Consider the following 17,186-nt stretch of genomic DNA (forward strand, 5'->3'; position numbering starts at 1 on the left):
CTTGGCATAGACGAGGGCATCATACGGCAGGAGCTTGCGAATTACCGCGGGCGGCCGGATGAGCTTTTGCAGCCGAGGCGTGCACCGGTCCGACAGGCCGTCCGTCAGGTCGATAACGCCGTACGTCGTGCGGGACGTATCGTCATCCGGCAGGTCTGGAACGACCCGGATTCAATCCTTTATCTAAAATCCGCCGTGCCGCTTGAGGAATTTCCTTTTGCTGTGCATGGAGAAATCCTGCGGTATCTCGACGAGAAAAATTTACGCGGGGAAGCGTTTTCGGATACAGCAGCAATGCATGAACTCTCCGGCGATGCAGCGGATGAACTTTCACGGGCACTCGTGGAAAACCTTGACAGTCAGGACCTTATGACACTTTTCGAGGACTGTGTCAAGGTGCTTAGAAAAACGGTACTCCGGTCGCGATTTGAGGAGCTCCGCCTGAAGGCAGACGCACTTGAACGCGCGAATGATTCGTCTTTTCTCGATGTACTTCGGGAGAGCGAAGCAATAAGAAAAGAAATGGATGGTTTGTGAATTGAGTAAGAAAGCTATGACTGAAATTCAAGAGGAAGGGGGGCGTGACAGCGTGACAGCAAAGAAAGACAAAGCTGCGGAAGCACCGGAAAAAGAGAAAAAAAACACAAAGGCCGTAAAAAAGACGACCACGAAAAAAGCTCAGGCAGAACCGGAAGCACCGAAGCCTGAAAAAGCTGCTAAAGACGGGAAAGCAACTAAACCGGCGAAGAAGACCGCAAAGACGGTAAAAGAGGAAAAGCCGGAAAAAGCAGAGACGCCCGCAGCAAAGAAGCCGGCTAAAAAGACCGCAAAGACGGTAAAGGAAGAAAAGCCTGCTGAAAAAGCTGCTGAGAATAAAGCTGAGACCGCGGCAAAGAAGCCTGCGAAAAAGACTTCCGCGGCTGCGGCAAAGAAAGAAGAAGCCAAAAAGGAACCGCAGAAGGCTGCGGAAGAGCCGAAAGAAGAGCAGAAGCCGGCAAAGAAAACGGCCGCAAAGAAGAAAACGGTCAAAAAGCCTGTAAAGGAAGAGGATACCTCTACAGCTACAGTTGACGATATTGTTAAAGAGCTTTGCGAAATCGGAAAAAAGAACGGAAATCTGCTCACTTACGGAGAAATCGCCGATGCACTCCAGAAACAGAATTTCTCTGTTGATGATATAGAGGATCTTTATGAGACATTTGGAAAGCAGGGCATAGATGTTGTGGAAGAGACCTCCGATTCCGAAGATGAAGAGGATAAATCAGAGGAAGAAATCGACCTCAGCATTCCTGAGGGCATCAGCATTGATGACCCGGTCCGTATGTATCTTAAAGAAATCGGACGTGTACCTCTGCTCACTGCTGATGAGGAAGTTGAGCTTGCAAAACGTATGGAAGCCGGCGACGAGGAAGCTCAGAAGCGGCTTGCAGAAGCAAACCTGCGCCTTGTCGTAAGTATTGCGAAACGCTATGTCGGCCGTGGTATGCTCTTCCTTGACCTTATTCAGGAGGGTAATCTCGGACTTATCAAGGCTGTTGAGAAGTTCGATTACAACAAAGGATATAAATTCAGTACGTATGCAACATGGTGGATTCGTCAGGCTATTACCCGTGCTATCGCGGATCAGGCCCGTACTATCCGTATTCCTGTTCATATGGTCGAGACTATCAACAAGCTCATTCGTATCTCCCGCCAGCTCCTTCAGCAGCTTGGCCGTGATCCGTCCCCGGACGAAATCGCAAAGGAGATGGAAATCAGCGTCGACCGCGTACGCGAGATTATGAAAATCGCTCAGGAGCCTGTCTCCCTTGAGACACCTATCGGTGAAGAGGAAGATTCGCATCTCGGTGATTTCATTGAGGATCAGGACGCACCGGCTCCGGCTGATGCCGCATCCTTCACACTGCTCAAGGAGCAGCTTGAGGATGTGCTCGATACACTGACACCGCGCGAAGAACGTGTTCTCCGCCTGCGTTTCGGAATCGACGACGGCCGTTCCCGTACGCTGGAAGAGGTCGGACAGAACTTTGGCGTTACCCGTGAGCGTATCCGTCAGATTGAGGCGAAGGCTCTCAGAAAGCTCCGCCACCCGACCCGCAGCCACAAACTGCGCGATTTCCTTGACTGATTCAATTCAAAATACCGCTGTTCTTACGGACGGCGGTATTTTTTTCTGTGACGTAATAACATATTGCTTTCGGGAAAATGTTCATAATGTGTCATGTAAAACGCCTTTTATCCCGCCGTGAAATACATTTCATTGACGAAATCATAGGCAAACGGTATAATAAATTACCTGCAATCCTTGCAAAAATCCTAAAGGTGAGTGAAAAGCATGTCTCTTGCAAAAGAAAACGAGATTCAGAATATCGTAAATGAAATCCTTGATGACTATAAAAAGGACAGACCTATTGACCACGGTGAGTCTTCCACACAGATTGATGAAAAAGCTATCGTGGACGTCATTCAGAAGCTCCTGCGTATTTTGTACCCTGGCTATTACCGCCGCAAGTCGTACAGCCCGCATGATGATTACCGCAATCTTTCATATTTCATTGAGGTAATTGTATTCAAGCTCAGCCAGCAGGTTGCGGGAGTGCTTTCGACGCTGCCGGAATACGCGGAAGTAGAGGAGCCTGTCGTGCAGCGTGAGGCGCAGAGACTCGTTTTTGAGTTCCTGCACCGTATTCCGAAGCTGCGTGACTATGTGAACTCCGACCTTGAGGCTGCTTTTGACGGAGACCCTGCTGCAAAGAGCATGGACGAAATAGTTCTGGCGTATCCGGGGCTTATTGCCATTACCATTTACCGTATCGCACATGAGCTTTTCACATTGCGTATTCCTTTGATTCCGCGCATGATGACGGAGTATGCCCACAGCCGCACGGGCGTGGATATTCACCCGGGCGCTACAATCGGCAGATATTTCTTTATCGACCATGCGACAGGCGTTGTGGTTGGCGAGACTTCCATAATCGGTGACCATGTAAAGCTCTATCAGGGCGTTACCATTGGCGCGCTTTCAACTCGCGGAGGCCAGAAGCTCAAAGGCAAAAAGCGGCACCCGACCATCGAGGACAATGTCACGATTTATTCGGGTGCGTCCATACTCGGCGGAGATACCATAATCGGACATGACTCCGTAATCGGAGGCAACTCCTTCATTACGCAGTCCATCAATCCGGGCACCCGTGTCAGTATCAAGAATCTTGAGCTGCAGCTTGACGAGACTCATCACGAGACTATCAAGAGCAAGGATTTGTCGCCTGAGGGCTGGATTTATACAATCTAATAAAAAATGCAAAGTCTGCGGATACCCTTCGCAGACTTTTTTCAATGGTGGAAATGTGATAGAATGAGTCGTAAATGTAGGAGAAAGTTTGAAAGGGAGTATTGTGATGAGTGAAGAAAACTGCAGCCATGACTGCTCAAGCTGCGGCGTAGAATGCGGTTCGCGTACGGCGCCTCAGAGTCTTTTAGTTAAACCGAACGAACTGTCAAAGGTAAAGCATGTCATTGCCGTCATGAGCGGCAAGGGCGGTGTCGGAAAATCCTCCGTTACATCGCTGGCAGCGTGCCTCATGAGCCGTGCAGGTTATCATGTGGGTATTCTTGATGCTGACGTGACAGGACCGTCCATTCCGAAGATGTTCGGAGTAAAGGGAGAGCTTCGCGGTACGGAGAGCGGCGCTTATCCTCTGCCCAGCGACGGAGGAATCGACCTTGTTTCCATCAATCTCATGCTGCCGAACGAAGACGACCCTGTCGTATGGCGCGGTCCGGTTATTTCGGGAGTTATCAAGCAGTTCTGGTCGGAGATTATCTGGCAGGATATTGACTATCTCTTTGTAGATATGCCGCCGGGAACGGGCGACGTTCCTCTGACGGTGTTCCAGTCGCTGCCGGTTGACGGCATTGTTGTCGTCACCTCGCCTCAGGATCTCGTTTCCATGATTGTTAAAAAAGCCGTAAACATGGCAAGTATGATGAATGTTCCTATCCTTGGACTCATCGAAAACATGTCCTTCTTCCGCTGCCCGGACTGCGGCAAGGAACACCATCTTTTCGGCGAAAGCCATCTGCCGTCTATCGCAGCGCAGTATGACCTGCCTGTTATCGGACATGTGCCTCTCGACCCTGTGCTGGCTGATGCCTGTGACCACGGCAAAATCGAGAGCTACGATGCTCATTATCTCGACAGCCTGCAGGAAATCCTCGAAAAGCTGCCGGAAAAAGAATAAATTAACATCAGCTGTGGCAGATGAACGCTCATTTGCCGCAGCTTTTTTATTTCCATGTTAAGCTGACTGCCTGTGTATGATTCAGGTCAGTATTGTTGCAGGAAAGACTGAGTGTGTAATAAAATAAAAGTATGATTGAAGGAGGTGCTGCTGTGAAGAAGGTTCGGATTACTGTTATGCGCAAGGCCTGTTACGAAGACCTGATGGCGAAATACGAGAATCCCATTGAGCACGCCTGCGATATCCGGGAGGGGCAGGTATTTATTGCCGACGGATGGAAACGCCCTGAGGGCTTTTGTGAGAGTGCATGGGAAACTATATCTCCGTTTGTTATGGCTTTGGCGCACGGCGCAGAGGACTTTTACGACGGATGGATGAAGGATAAGCGGTCAGCCATGATATCATGCAATGACGGTTTTCGCCCTGTCAGCTTTCTGTTGGAGGCGGTGGACGAGGAAGTATGAAAATACTTGTAGATGCTGATGCTTGTCCTGTGGTGAGACAGATTGAAGAAATAGCCGGGCGGCACAGCGTTCCCGTTACTTTGCTGTGCGACACGAATCATGTCATGCGCTCGGATTACAGTGAAGTCCGTACCATCGAAGCCGGGGCAGATTCAGTAGATATAGCACTTATAAATCTTTTGCGTGCAGGAGATGTAGTCGTTACCCAGGATTACGGCGTGGCTGCGATGGCGCTCGGCAAGAAAGCCTATGCCGTGCATCAGAACGGCTGGGAGTACACGGACGAAAATATAGACCGCCTGCTCATGGAGCGGCATATCGCGAAAAAGGCGAGGCGGGCCTCGAAAAAGAATCATCTGAGCGGACCAAGGAAGCGCACTGAAGAGGATAATGAGGCATTCAAGGCGCGGTTTGAAGCACTGCTTCTGCGGCTTTTGGAGCAAAACTGAATTTGTAAATTTACACGGAGACATAGACGCAAAAATGCGTTTATGTCTCCGTTTTTATGCTATAATTGTGACTATAATAGTATAAAACTGATTTCGGGAAATATGGATTATTGCGTTAATAAAAATCGTAGAGGAGTGAGCCTGTATGAAGGGGCGTACAGGAAGATTGGCGGCACTTTTCGGGATTGTTTTCAGCGTTTTATTTTATTTCGGCGCACATGCATATATGCAGGAAGCGGATTCCTCATCAGGCAGGATTGTCCACGTAGGTATTCTGCCGCAGCGCGGATATTCCGTGCTTCAGGAGGACGGCGTTGCGACGGGCTTTGATGCGGAGTATATGTATAAAATAGCGCAGTATGCCGGATTTAAGATTGACTACCATACGTACAAGGATTTTCGTGAGCTTCTTTCTGCATTGGAGGACGGAGAGATTCAGATTGCGCTGGGAATATCCCAGACTGATGAGCGCAGGAGACGGTTTATTTTTACGGACAACTGGATGAACCGCGGACAGATGAGTATACGTGTTCGCACGGATGATAAGCGCTATGATTACGGAAATGTGCAGAAAATCGACGGTATGCGCTTGGGAGCAATCCGTGGCTCGGTCATGCTGACAAGAGCGGAAAAATGGGCGGAAAATACAGGAATCCATCCGGATTTTCTGCTGTATGAAAATGTGGACTCGCTTGGTGACGCGCTTCATGACGGAGAAATTGACGGCGCGGTTGTCGGCGGTATGATGCTTGCGGACAACTACCGCGCAATCATGCGTGTATCGACGGATTTGTATTATCCCGTACTGAACAAAAATGAGCAGCAGCTCCGGCTTGAGGTGGATAGGGCGATGAACCGTATCCTCAGAGAAGAACCTCTCTATCCGGAGAAGCTTAAAATAAAATATCTTCACGATGACCAGAGCCGTGTATTTTTCACGGAGGAAGAGGAAGCCTATCTGGCGGAGCATCCTGTTCTTCGCGTGGCGGTGGTAAATAAACTTCCACCCTTTTATGTAGCGAAAAAGGACGGCAGCTGCAAAGGAATTGTCCCGGATTATTACCGTATTATGGCATCGCGGCTCGGAGTGCAGGTACAGTTTACCGTCTATGCCAGCCGTGAGGAGGCCATAGATGCCCTGCATCGTGGTGATGCAGATGTGTTGGGTATCACAACAGAGGACGTTATCGCTGCATCGAAGGAAGGACTTGTTCAGACAAAGACATATTTTTCCTTTCCGGTATTTCAAATCAGCCGTTCCCGCGTGGATAATGTCAATCGGGCTGCTGTACTGAGCTTTCTGCCGGAGCATATACGAAGGGAAATCAAAGAACGATTCGAGGACCTTCATTTTGTAGAATATACGGACACAAAAGCATGCTTTGAAGCATTGGAAAACGGAGAAGTCGATTCGATGTTCTGTACCGTTGTGCAGATGAATTCTTTTATGAGCCGTTTCCGTCCCGTCGGGTACATTATCGAAGGCATAGGGAATATTTCCGTCGACTGCACGGGTGAGGTTCTGCGGGAAAATATAGTTCTGGGTTCAATATTGAGCAAGGCATCAATGACTGCTGCAAACGAAGTGGCGGGAATTATTGACCGCAATGTATATATGGAGCCGACACTCAGAGGACTTTTACAATCTCTGCCTATTCAGTGGGTTGTTGTGTTCTTTGCTGTTTTCCTGCTTATTATGTGCCTGAGTGCGTATGATCATTATTCGGCAGAAAGGGAAAAGGTGCTGGCAAACCTTGCAAAGAAGCAGGCTGCCTTGGACGCCGCAGAACAGGCGCGAAGAGCGGAAAGCAGCTTCCTGTCCTCTATGAGCCATGATATACGTACACCTTTGAACGGTATTCTCGGATATACGCATCTCGCGAAGAAATCTGAAAACATGGGGGAGATTCGCCAGTTTCTTGACCGTATTGACGGGTCGGGACATCTGATGCTGGATATCGTAAATGACATTCTCGACCTGTCCAAGATTGAAAGCGGCAAGATGCAGCTGATATCTGACTGGTTTGATATTCGCGAGCTTTTCAAGGCAATCGAATCCTCCATCTCCATGAACGCGGAAACGAAGGATATAGAATTTACATCTGAATTTGACGTGCCGGAGGGACTGTATATCTGCTCGGACCGTCTGCGTATCCAACAGATTGCCATGAATCTTTTGAGCAACGCGATAAAATATACGCCCGCAAGCGGTCACGTCCGCTGGGAGCTCTCCGTGCACAGAGAGGGTGAGCAGTGGATGCTCACGGAAATATTTAGTGACGACGGCATAGGCATGAGTGAGGACTTTCAGGAAAAGATGTTTGATGTCTTTACCCAGGAAAACCGCTCAGAGATGAAAGACGTGCAGGGTACGGGTCTGGGGCTTTCAATCGTCAACCGGTTCGTTGAACTGCTGGGCGGAACGATTGCGGTAAAGAGCCGCCTGCATGCAGGCACGACGTTCACAGTGCAGATTCCTGTCCGGGCGGAGTATAGGGATAAGAAAGAAAAACAGGACGAAGCGGTGGAAGCTGTTCCGCAGGATTTACTGAAGGGAGTTCCTATCCTTCTCTGTGAAGATAATGAAGTCAACGCCGAGCTTGCGAAATTCCTGCTTTCTGATTATGGGGCAGATACTATTGATTGGGCGAAAAACGGTGCGGAAGGCGTTGAAATGTTCAAGAAGAGTGAGGAAGGGTACTATAAGCTCGTCCTTATGGATTTAAGAATGCCTGAAATGAACGGATTTGACGCTGCAGAAAATATCCGTGGGCTGGACCGTGCGGATGCAAAGAAAACACTCATCATTGCTATGTCGGCTGATGCTTATGAATCAGATATAAAACACTGTACTGAGGTCGGCATGAACGCGCATATCAGCAAGCCAATCAATCCTGATACACTGATGCGCACGATTGCAAAATTTTGTAACGAAAAAAGATGAGGATTACCTAAACGGTATTCCTCATCTTCTTTAATTGCCGGACGGAAGCTTTTTCACAACAGCGTCCATGAACGGCCGTGTGAATTTGAAAATAATTGCGCTTTTTTGAGGTGTATCCTTTATGTCATCGAATACTATGCACTGCGACAGAAATCCGAACTCATTGTTTCTTGCGTATGCCATATCACGCAGGTCCTCAAAATCTGTTCCCATAGCTTCCTTTGTGTATCCCAGCGCGCTGAGCTCATCATAGGAAAGAGCGATTTCACCGTTATCAGGGACAAGCTTCTTCAGCCGTTCCAGAGCTGTACCGAATATGTTTTTCATAGCCTCTTCATAAGATACATGATTTTGTTCCTGCATGATGTACCCCCTGCGCGTGGTTTTTCTTTTCATATCGTATCATGGCACAGTCTTTTGGGCAATGGAGCGACAAAATAAACGGCATGGATTTAATGATTATGACTGCTGATGGGTAGAAACCGTGAGCTCAGTGTGGTATAATATCACAGGTTATTTACTTTTAATGAAAGTTATTGTTAAAGGAGCGGTTCTTGCATGTCAGGACATTCTAAGTGGGCAAATATCAAACGTAAAAAAGGCGCAAACGACGCAATCCGCGGAAAGATTACGACGAAAATCGGCCGTGAAATCACGATTGCCGTCCGTATGGGCGGTCCGGACCCGGTCGGAAATATGCGTCTGAAGCTGGCTTTGTCGAAGGCAAAGGCCAATAATATTCCGAAGGACAACATTCAGCGTGCCATCAAAAAAGGCCAGGGTGCTGCGGACGGTGCTAATTACGAAGAGTTCACATACGAGGGTTACGGTCCGGGCGGAGTTGCAATGCTGCTCGATATCATGACCGATAACCGCAACCGTGCGGCTGCAGATGTACGGCATCTTTTCTCCAAGCATGGCGGAAACCTCGGCGAAACAGGCTGCGTTTCGTGGATGTTCAAACAGAAGGCTGTTTTCGTTGTCGAGAAGGAAAAATTCGAGGACGAAGATGCTCTGATGGATATCGTTCTTGAGGCCGGCGCAGAGGATATGAAGGCTGAGGACGATGTGTTTGAAATCACGGCTGAGCCGGGCGATTTCAACGCTGTTGAGGCTGCTCTTGCTGAGAAGGGTATTGAGACTGCATCTGCTGAAATCACGATGGTTCCGGACACGACAGTTCACCTCGAAGGCAAAGACGCACAGAAGATGCTCGACCTCATCGATGCTTTTGAAGAGTCCGATGATGTGCAGAATGTCTATGCAAACTATGAGATTGACGAGGATTCCCTCGAAGGCTGATTTCAAGGCTATACGGCACCCGGAGTAATCCGGGTGTTTTTTTACTGCAACCTTTGGTATAATTAACAGAGTATTTGTTCTAAAAAGGAGCGGTTGAAAGAAATATGCTTGTACTGGGAATCGACCCGGGTACTGCTATCTGCGGCTATGGTTTTGTGGAGGCTGCGCAGGGCAGCCGGCTTATTCCACATGAATATGGAGCGATTTTAACGAGTCCGAAGGCACGTATGCAGGACAGGCTGATGAAGCTTTACGATGAGCTTGACGCGCTCATCAAAAAATATAAGCCTGACGCTATGGGCGTAGAGCAGTTGTTTTTCAATCGCAATGTAACCACGGCGATTCCGGTAGGACAGGCAAGGGGAATCGTGCTTCTTGCGGCGGCAAAGAACAACATTGAGCTTGTGGAGCGTACGCCGCTGCAGATAAAGCAGTCTGTCACGGGTTACGGAAAAGCTACAAAGGAGCAGGTCATCTATATGGTTACGAAGCTCCTGCACCTTCCGGAGCCGCCGAAGCCGGATGATACGGCGGACGCGCTGGCGGCGGCAATATGCACGCTGCATTGTTTGGACAGTATTCGATGGAGGAACGGGTAATCTATGATAGGATTTCTTCGCGGCAGAGTCGCGCATCTTTTTGCTGACTGCTGTCTTTTGGACGTAGGCGGGGTTGGATACCGCGTATATATCGCGTCGGCAACGCGCAGCCGTCTTCACACGGGTGAGGAAGCGACGCTTTTTACACATCTTTCGGTCAGGGAAGATGCTTTGACTTTATATGGTTTTTTCAGCCAGGAAGAATATGATGTTTTTGAGCAGCTTATTTCGGTGTCGGGAATAGGCCCAAAGGTTGCTCTCGGTATTTTATCGTCTATTACGGTGGATAAGCTCTGCGCGGCTATTCACGGTCAGCAGCTTACTGTTTTGACGAAGCTCCCCGGAATAGGAAAGAAATCTGCTCAGAGACTTATTCTGGAGCTGAAGGATAAAATTGCCGCAGGCTCGGAGTCTGCGGATTTGGAGGATGTTTCGGATATGCCTGTTGTCGGAGACGATACTGTTTCCGAGGCATCGGCGGCGCTTCTTTCTCTCGGATATTCGCAGGCGGAAATCGATCCAGTACTGCGGCGCGCGGGTGAAGGAATGGATTCTGCGACGCTCATTCGTTTTGCTTTGAGCGAGTTCGGAAAACGGAAGTAATCGGTAAGGAGGGAACTGCGTGGAGCTGACTAAGGAAGAGGAAGGCCGTATCGTCTCAATGGAGGCACAGTCTGCGGACGACTGGCAGTACAGCCTGCGTCCTCGAAAGCTCAACGAATATATAGGGCAGGATAAGGTCAAGGAGAACCTTTCCGTTTTTATACAGGCGGCGTTAAAGCGCGGTGAAGCGCTGGATCATGTCCTTCTGTACGGGCCTCCGGGACTCGGAAAGACGACTCTTGCCGGCATCATCGCAAACGAGCTGGGAGTAAATTTCCGTGTAACCAGCGGTCCTGCAATCGAGCGCTCGGGAGATTTGGCGGCTCTTTTGACGAATCTCGGTGAGCGTGATGTGCTTTTTATAGATGAAATTCATCGCCTTTCCCACAGCGTGGAAGAGGTGCTTTATTCCGCCATGGAGGATTTCGCTTTAGATATCGTTATCGGAAAAGGTCCGAGCGCGCGGTCTATACGCCTGGATATTGCGCCATTTACGCTTGTTGGCGCGACGACAAGGGCAGGTGCTCTTGCTGCACCGCTCCGCGACCGTTTCGGCGTTATTGAGCGGCTTGAATACTATAAGCCTGAGGCACTGGTCGAAATCATAAAGCGCGCGTCGGAGATTCTGCAGATTCCCATTGACGATCACGGAGCTGAGGAAATAGCACGCCGTTCGCGTGGAACGCCGCGTATTGCGAACCGCCTGTTGAAGCGTGTCCGCGACTTTGCGCAGGTGGACGGAAAAGGAACAATAACGTCGGATATTGCCGACAGGGCACTCAGCCGTCTTGAAGTAGATAAAGCGGGCCTTGACCGTACGGACCGCCGTATGCTTGAGTCCATGATTCATAAATTCGGAGGCGGCCCGGTTGGCCTTGATACTATCGCGGCAGCCATAAGCGAGGAGCCGGATACCATCACTGATGTGTACGAGCCTTTCCTGCTTCAGATGGGCTTTTTGATGAAAACACCGCGTGGACGTGTTGTCACGCGGGCGGGGTATGAGCACATGCATGTGCCGTATCCGGAGTAAGGGAGAAATAAAATGAAGCTATTGCTGCACATGTGCTGCGGACCGTGTTCATGCTATCCGGTCAAGCGGCTTCGCGAGGAAGGTATCGAGCCTGTGGGATTTTTTTTCAATCCCAATATCCATCCGTATAAGGAATGGAAAATGCGGCTTGATACGGCGAAGGAGTTTGCAGAGAAGGTAAAGATGGAAATACATACGGACGAGGAATATCGTATCCGTGATTTTTTGAGAAAGGCGCTGCCACTTGAGGCCGAAACTACAGAGGAAGCCGTCCGTATAGCGGCTGAGGGAGGCTCGAAGGCGCGCTGCCGTATGTGCTACAGCTGGCGGCTGGGTGAAGCGGCACGGTATGCAGCCGAAAACGGCTATGACGCATTTACCTCGACACTTTTTTACAGTATTTACCAGATGCACGATTTGATGAAAGAAACGGCTGAACGCTATGCTGAACAGTATGGCGTGAAATTCTTTTATGAGGATTTCCGTCCGGGCTGGCAGGAGGGAATCGACATCTGTCAGTCTCTTGAATTGTATCGTCAGCCATACTGCGGATGTATCTTCAGCGAAGAGGAACGCTACAGCAAGGCGATACAAAAAGCACATAAGAAGCTGATGAAAGCAAAGAAGGCTGAACGTCTGAAGATGGAGCAGGAGGGATGAGATGAAACGGAATTGTCTTAAAGCATTTGCCGTATGTCTTATGATGGCATTATGGCTGCTTCCGGCCATGGTGATGGCTGCTGCCCCGTCAAAATCCGACAAAGCGGCGAAAATGCCCGACAAGGGTGTTATAACAGGCACGTCAACGCCCAAGGCAGAGACTAAACCTGCAGAAACAAAAGCACCCGAAGCAAAAGCATCTGAAACAAAAGAGTCCGAGAAGAAAACTGCCGACACTAAACCGGCTGCGCCCAAGACATCTGAAAATAAACAGGGCACCTCTTCTAAAAAGCCTGAGCCTGTTCTTCGTGTGGGACTTGCAGAAGGACAGACTTCCGCTGTATTTACCGCGAACAATGATTTCGTTGTGCGCGAGGGCGGCGGCAAGGGACTTGCGAAATATACCCACAAGGATAAAATTACAATCACGGTAAAGAACCGTCAGCTTTTGTTGAACGGCAAGGCTGTTTCGGCGAAAAAGATTGTGCTGAAAGCACCTAACGAATACGAAAATCTTGTTTTTTCGTATAATGACTCGAAATACCGCGGTACTTTTGAGATTGTCCTTAAGGGCGGCAGCTTTACCGTCATCAACCTCGTAAAGCTTGATGATTATGTAGGCGGCGTTATCAATGAGGAAATGGGAGAAGGCTGGCCTGCTGAGGCGCTTAAAGCACAGGCTGTGGCAGCACGTACCTTTGCTCTTTACACGGTAGGGGAAGAAAAGCATTCAGAGGACGGCTACGATGTCTGCACGACAACGCATTGTCAGGTTTACGGCGGCGTTTCTTCAGAGTCCCGTGACGCTTTGGCGGCGGTATCTGCTACACGCGGAGAAGTAATGACCTACAACGGCGAGCCTATTTATGCGGCTTTTCATGCTTCCTCCGGCGGACGTACCGCGGCAAGCGGTGAGACGGGGACAGATCTTCCGTACCTTAAATCCCGTCCTGACCCCGAGGATTCGGAAAATCCGAATCAGGAGTGGAAGATTTCCGTGCCTGTGAAGAAGCTTGTTGATGAGCTTCGCGCAGCGGGATACAACGTAGGTACACTTAAACGAATTGAGATTTCTCCGCTTGATATGAAGGGCGGCAAGCTTGGAAAGGACAGATTTTCTTCCTATAGGGTGAAATCCGTTAAGTTTGTCGGTACACTCAAAACAGTAGATGTTCCGGGAACAAAGCTGCGCTGGGAATTTGACCTGCACAGTACCCTCTTTGATATCTGCTATGGCAGCGGAAAAACCATGAAGCCGAACAAGACGGGAAAGATTGATATCACAAACCGTGCGGGAGAGACGGTCACCTTTGTCGGTGCAGGCTGGGGCCACGGCCTCGGACTTTCCCAGTGGGGAGCGCGCGGCATGGCTGAAAAGTATAAATACCGCGAAATTCTGGCACGGTATTATACAGATGTAAAGATTGAAAAATTATTTTGATTGAAGGAATAAAGAAACATGTTATTATCTGATTTTGACTACGACCTTCCGGAGGAACGCATAGCTCAGACTCCGGTAGAGCCGAGAAATTCTTCGCGTCTTATGGTGCTCGACCCGGTGGAAAAGACCATCGAGCATCAGCATTTCTACGACCTGAAGAAATACCTTGAGCCGGGTGATACGCTGATATTCAACGATACCCGTGTAATGCCCGCTCGTCTTATAGGACACCGCGAGCCAACGGGCGGACGTGTAGAGGTATTCCTGCTTCGAAGAATCAGCGGAGATACTTGGGAGACTCTTGTTCAGCCGGGAAAAAAAGCGCGCAAGGGAACAACAGTAAAGTTTAGTGATGAGCTTTCCTGTGAGGTTATGGACAATACGGACTTTGGCGGACGTATTGTGAAGTTCTCATACGAAGGCATTTTCGAAGAAGTGCTGGACCGTCTCGGAGAGACACCGCTTCCACCGTACATCCACGAAAAGCTGCAGGACAAGGAGCGCTACCAGACGGTGTATAACCGTGAGGAAGGCTCCGCAGCCGCGCCTACAGCGGGCCTGCATTTTACGAAGGAGCAGATGGAAGACCTCAAGGCGTACGGAGTAAATCTGGGTTTCCTGACGCTGCATGTGGGACTGGGTACGTTCCGTCCCGTGAAGACGGATACTATCGAGGAGCATCAGATGCACCGCGAGTATTACTCCATTTCAGACGAGACAGCAGACCTCGTCATGCGGACGAAGGCTGCGGGACACCGTGTTATTGCGGTTGGTACGACATCCATACGCACATTGGAGTCTGCCGCGACCGCAAAGGGAAAGATTGCAGGAAAATCTGATTCTACGGAGATCTTTATATATCCGGGGTATGATTTTAAGATAGTAGATGCCATCATCACGAATTTCCATCTGCCGAAATCTACACTTATCATGCTGATAAGCGCGTTCGCAGGCCGTGAGTTCGTACTTGATGCATATAAAACGGCAGTAGAGGAAAAATATAGGTTCTTTTCCTTTGGTGACGCAATGTTTATCAAGCGTCAGCCGAATAAGTAAAACATGTTTTTAGGGAGGGGCTTTTGTGAGACATAGTACTGGGTTGTGTGTGCTGTTTGTGGTAGTAGGTGCGATTCTCGGAGGACTGCTCGGGAATCTCTTATCTAACGTGGATGCGCTTTCGGGCTTTATGCCGTATCTCACGCAGAGCTTTCCGGTGTTTGATATGGCACCTGTCACGGTAAATCTTTATGTTATAAAGCTGACGGTCGGTCTTGCTTTTATGCCGAACTTTATGAGCATTCTCGGCATTGTGCTGGCACTGTTTCTTTTCCGCCGCTACTGAGGAGGATATAAATGATATATCTGGCTTCGGGTTCGCCGCGCAGAAAAGAGCTTTTGACGCAGGTCGGATGTCGTTTTGAGGTTGTTAAAAGCGATGCGGAGGAATGCAAGGATTCGTCCGTACCGCCTGATGAGCTTGTGCAGGAAAACGCATGCCGCAAGGCAGAAAAGGCAGCGGCAGAGCTTGGCGGGGACTGTGCCGTGCTTGGTGCTGACACAGTAGTCGCTCTTGATGGAAAGATTTTTGGAAAACCTAAGGATAAAGAGGATGCGTCCCGAATGCTGAGAGAGCTTTCGGGGCGTTCCCATGAGGTCTATACAGGCATTGCTTTTGTGGTGAAAGGCAAAACGTACCGTGCCGCAGAACGTACTCTTGTTACTTTCCGTCAGATATCCGACAAGGAAATCGAGGAATATATTGCCACAGGAGAGCCTATGGACAAGGCAGGAGCTTATGCGGTACAGGGGCTTGCCGCGAAGTTTATTCCGCGCATTGAAGGCTCGTTTTCTAACGTAGTCGGTCTGCCGCTGGCGGCGGTAGACGCGCTTGCGCAAAAAGCGGGGGTAGAGCTTTATGAGCGTACTCGTTCGTGACCTCCCGGAGGATGAAAGGCCCCGCGAAAAGCTGCTTCAGAATGGCGCTGACAGCCTGTCAGATATTGAGCTTTTGTCTATTCTTTTGCGCACAGGAACAAAACAGCGCTCGGTAATCCGTGTGGCTGAGGAAGTGCTTGCAAAATATAAGGACAAGGGAATTCATGCCATATCCCAGATTTCTCCACGGGATATTTCCACGATTCCTGGAGTAGGGCCTGCAAAGGCTGCCACAGTAATTGCGGCAGTAACCCTGGGGAAGCGTATCGCTACGCGTGAGGCGAAAGAGGTAAAGACTATCCGCGGACCGAAGGATGCGGCGGACTATGCTATGCCGCTTCTGAGAGATGAGGTGCAGGAGCATTTTGCTGTAATGCTGCTGGATATGAAGAACCACATTATGCACATGCCCATAGTAACTACAGGCACGCTTTCAGCATCTGTCGCACACCCGAGGGAAGTATTCAGGCAGGCGATTGAGCACTCCGCGGCAAGTGTGATTCTCGTACATAATCACCCCAGCGGAGACACACACCCAAGCCGCGAAGATATTCAGGTAACGAAACGCATGATAGAGGTGGGCAAAATCATGGATATTCCTGTGCTTGACCACATTATCATAGGCGACAACGATTTCTGCTCCCTTAAAGAAGATGGATTTTTGAACTGATAATGACGAAAACAGACAGCAGAGTAACATTTGTTACATACTGCTGTCTTTGTTTTATGGTAGGATAGAATAAAGGACAGGAGGGTTTCGTATGCATAAATGGAAAATTGTTGTTTCATCTGTGACGGGCAATACAAGAAAAATAGCTGATGCAATGGCCGAAGCCGTTGGGACGTCCGCAGTTGACTTAAAGGACACTCTGCCTGAAGCGGAGGGCGCGGATATAGTCGCCGTTGGATTTTGGCTCTGGCGGGGCGGCCCGGACCCGAAAACAGCAGAATTTCTGTCAAAGCTTCATGACACGAATGTTGTTCTTTTTGCAACGCACGCGGCAGATGCGAAAAGTGAGCACGCTGTTACGGCGCTTGCGCGGGCAGCATATAATGTCGGCCCTGATTGCAATATAATCGCCACATTCAGCTGCCAGGGACAGGTGTCGGAGGCAGTGCTCGCCCGCAGGGCAAAGCTCCCCAAGGACGACCCGCATACAAAATCGAAAGGCTGGATTACATCAAAGGGACACCCGAACGCGGACGACCTCCACGAAGCAGCAGAGTTTGCAAAGAAGGCAGACCACAAGCTTGAGCTTTTGAAGAAATTTATGGAGAAAGGGAAAAAATAAAATAATGGCGCCGGAGGGGCAGAAGATTGTTTCCTCCGGTTTTTTCATTTTATGATACTATTATAGTTAAAGGAAATGAGAGGGGAGGTGTTCTTGTGGGAAGTGTCGAGCTTTTTGAAAGGGATAGTCAAAGCCGATGGAGAAAGGCGGTTTTTCTTTCGGTTTTGCTTCACGCAGGAGCATTTGCCGTATTTAACTATTTTGCACCTGTTATGCAGCCTCA

17 protein-coding genes and 2 pseudogenes are annotated in these 17,186 nt (G+C 49.4%); 18 read left to right on the plus strand and 1 reads right to left on the minus strand.

All coding sequences use genetic code 11. The annotated features are described in order from the left end of the window. From ACY69O_RS04535 to ACY69O_RS04565, 7 genes and pseudogenes are all read left to right on the plus strand, one after another. Nucleotides 1-537: pseudogene (locus ACY69O_RS04535) on the plus strand (hypothetical protein); the annotation flags it as partial. 514 nt (nucleotides 538-1,051) lie between these two features. Continuing rightward, nucleotides 1,052-2,128: pseudogene (rpoD, locus tag ACY69O_RS04540) on the plus strand (RNA polymerase sigma factor RpoD); the annotation flags it as partial. Nucleotides 2,129-2,335: 207 nt separating this feature from the next. Then, nucleotides 2,336-3,292: a serine O-acetyltransferase EpsC gene (gene epsC, locus ACY69O_RS04545; RefSeq protein ID WP_462332281.1), complete on the plus strand. Its 957-nt coding sequence runs from the start codon at nucleotides 2,336-2,338 to the stop codon at nucleotides 3,290-3,292. A 106-nt stretch (nucleotides 3,293-3,398) separates the two neighbouring features. Then, nucleotides 3,399-4,241: a P-loop NTPase gene (locus ACY69O_RS04550; protein ID WP_462332282.1), complete on the plus strand. Its 843-nt coding sequence runs from the start codon at nucleotides 3,399-3,401 to the stop codon at nucleotides 4,239-4,241. Nucleotides 4,242-4,393: 152 nt separating this feature from the next. Continuing rightward, nucleotides 4,394-4,705 (plus strand): TIGR04076 family protein, encoded by a 312-nt coding sequence (locus tag ACY69O_RS04555; RefSeq protein WP_462332283.1) that lies wholly within the window; start codon nucleotides 4,394-4,396, stop codon nucleotides 4,703-4,705. Further along, complete coding sequence (locus ACY69O_RS04560) at nucleotides 4,702-5,154, plus strand: YaiI/YqxD family protein (protein WP_462332284.1); 453 nt, start codon at nucleotides 4,702-4,704, stop codon at nucleotides 5,152-5,154. The genes ACY69O_RS04555 and ACY69O_RS04560 overlap by 4 nt, the downstream gene beginning before the upstream one ends. 145 nt (nucleotides 5,155-5,299) lie before the next feature. Continuing rightward, on the plus strand, nucleotides 5,300-8,098 hold the full coding sequence (locus tag ACY69O_RS04565) for a hybrid sensor histidine kinase/response regulator (protein ID WP_462332285.1): 2,799 nt from the start codon (nucleotides 5,300-5,302) through the stop codon (nucleotides 8,096-8,098). A gap of 30 nt (nucleotides 8,099-8,128) precedes the next feature. Here ACY69O_RS04565 and ACY69O_RS04570 read toward each other — a convergent pair whose 3' ends face one another. Beyond that, a complete protein-coding gene (locus tag ACY69O_RS04570; RefSeq protein ID WP_462332286.1) occupies nucleotides 8,129-8,461 on the minus strand; it encodes a hypothetical protein in 333 nt (110 codons plus the stop codon). A 195-nt stretch (nucleotides 8,462-8,656) separates the two neighbouring features. Between ACY69O_RS04570 and ACY69O_RS04575 the strand changes: the two genes are divergently transcribed. From ACY69O_RS04575 to ACY69O_RS04625, 11 genes are all read left to right on the plus strand, one after another. Further along, the gene (locus tag ACY69O_RS04575) at nucleotides 8,657-9,400 is read left to right on the plus strand and encodes a YebC/PmpR family DNA-binding transcriptional regulator (protein ID WP_072934821.1); all 744 of its coding nucleotides are present in this window, start codon (nucleotides 8,657-8,659) and stop codon (nucleotides 9,398-9,400) included. A 104-nt stretch (nucleotides 9,401-9,504) separates the two neighbouring features. After that, complete coding sequence (gene ruvC / locus ACY69O_RS04580; protein ID WP_462332287.1) at nucleotides 9,505-9,999, plus strand: crossover junction endodeoxyribonuclease RuvC; 495 nt, start codon at nucleotides 9,505-9,507, stop codon at nucleotides 9,997-9,999. A 3-nt stretch (nucleotides 10,000-10,002) separates the two neighbouring features. Next, nucleotides 10,003-10,602 (plus strand): Holliday junction branch migration protein RuvA, encoded by a 600-nt coding sequence (gene ruvA / locus ACY69O_RS04585; RefSeq protein WP_462332288.1) that lies wholly within the window; start codon nucleotides 10,003-10,005, stop codon nucleotides 10,600-10,602. A 58-nt stretch (nucleotides 10,603-10,660) separates the two neighbouring features. After that, a complete protein-coding gene (ruvB, locus tag ACY69O_RS04590) occupies nucleotides 10,661-11,635 on the plus strand; it encodes a Holliday junction branch migration DNA helicase RuvB (RefSeq protein ID WP_462332296.1) in 975 nt (324 codons plus the stop codon). Between the two features lie 12 nt (nucleotides 11,636-11,647). Further along, nucleotides 11,648-12,295, plus strand: a complete 648-nt coding sequence (locus ACY69O_RS04595; RefSeq protein WP_462332289.1) for an epoxyqueuosine reductase QueH — start codon at nucleotides 11,648-11,650, stop codon at nucleotides 12,293-12,295. 1 nt (nucleotide 12,296) lies between these two features. After that, the gene (locus ACY69O_RS04600; RefSeq protein ID WP_462332290.1) at nucleotides 12,297-13,736 is read left to right on the plus strand and encodes a SpoIID/LytB domain-containing protein; all 1,440 of its coding nucleotides are present in this window, start codon (nucleotides 12,297-12,299) and stop codon (nucleotides 13,734-13,736) included. An 18-nt stretch (nucleotides 13,737-13,754) separates the two neighbouring features. After that, complete coding sequence (queA, locus tag ACY69O_RS04605) at nucleotides 13,755-14,792, plus strand: tRNA preQ1(34) S-adenosylmethionine ribosyltransferase-isomerase QueA (RefSeq protein WP_462332291.1); 1,038 nt, start codon at nucleotides 13,755-13,757, stop codon at nucleotides 14,790-14,792. Between the two features lie 25 nt (nucleotides 14,793-14,817). After that, the gene (locus ACY69O_RS04610) at nucleotides 14,818-15,078 is read left to right on the plus strand and encodes a DUF4321 domain-containing protein (RefSeq protein WP_462332292.1); all 261 of its coding nucleotides are present in this window, start codon (nucleotides 14,818-14,820) and stop codon (nucleotides 15,076-15,078) included. Between the two features lie 11 nt (nucleotides 15,079-15,089). Next, entirely contained in the window at nucleotides 15,090-15,671 is a 582-nt protein-coding gene (locus tag ACY69O_RS04615; protein WP_462332293.1) for a Maf family protein, read from the plus strand. Next, nucleotides 15,652-16,341: a RadC family protein gene (radC, locus tag ACY69O_RS04620; RefSeq protein WP_462332294.1), complete on the plus strand. Its 690-nt coding sequence runs from the start codon at nucleotides 15,652-15,654 to the stop codon at nucleotides 16,339-16,341. Before ACY69O_RS04615 ends, radC begins: the two co-directional genes overlap by 20 nt. Nucleotides 16,342-16,432: 91 nt before the next feature. Beyond that, nucleotides 16,433-16,963: a flavodoxin family protein gene (locus tag ACY69O_RS04625; protein ID WP_462332295.1), complete on the plus strand. Its 531-nt coding sequence runs from the start codon at nucleotides 16,433-16,435 to the stop codon at nucleotides 16,961-16,963. The last annotated feature ends 223 nt before the right edge of the window (nucleotides 16,964-17,186 follow it).

This window comes from Schwartzia sp. (in: firmicutes), from assembly GCF_978017985.1.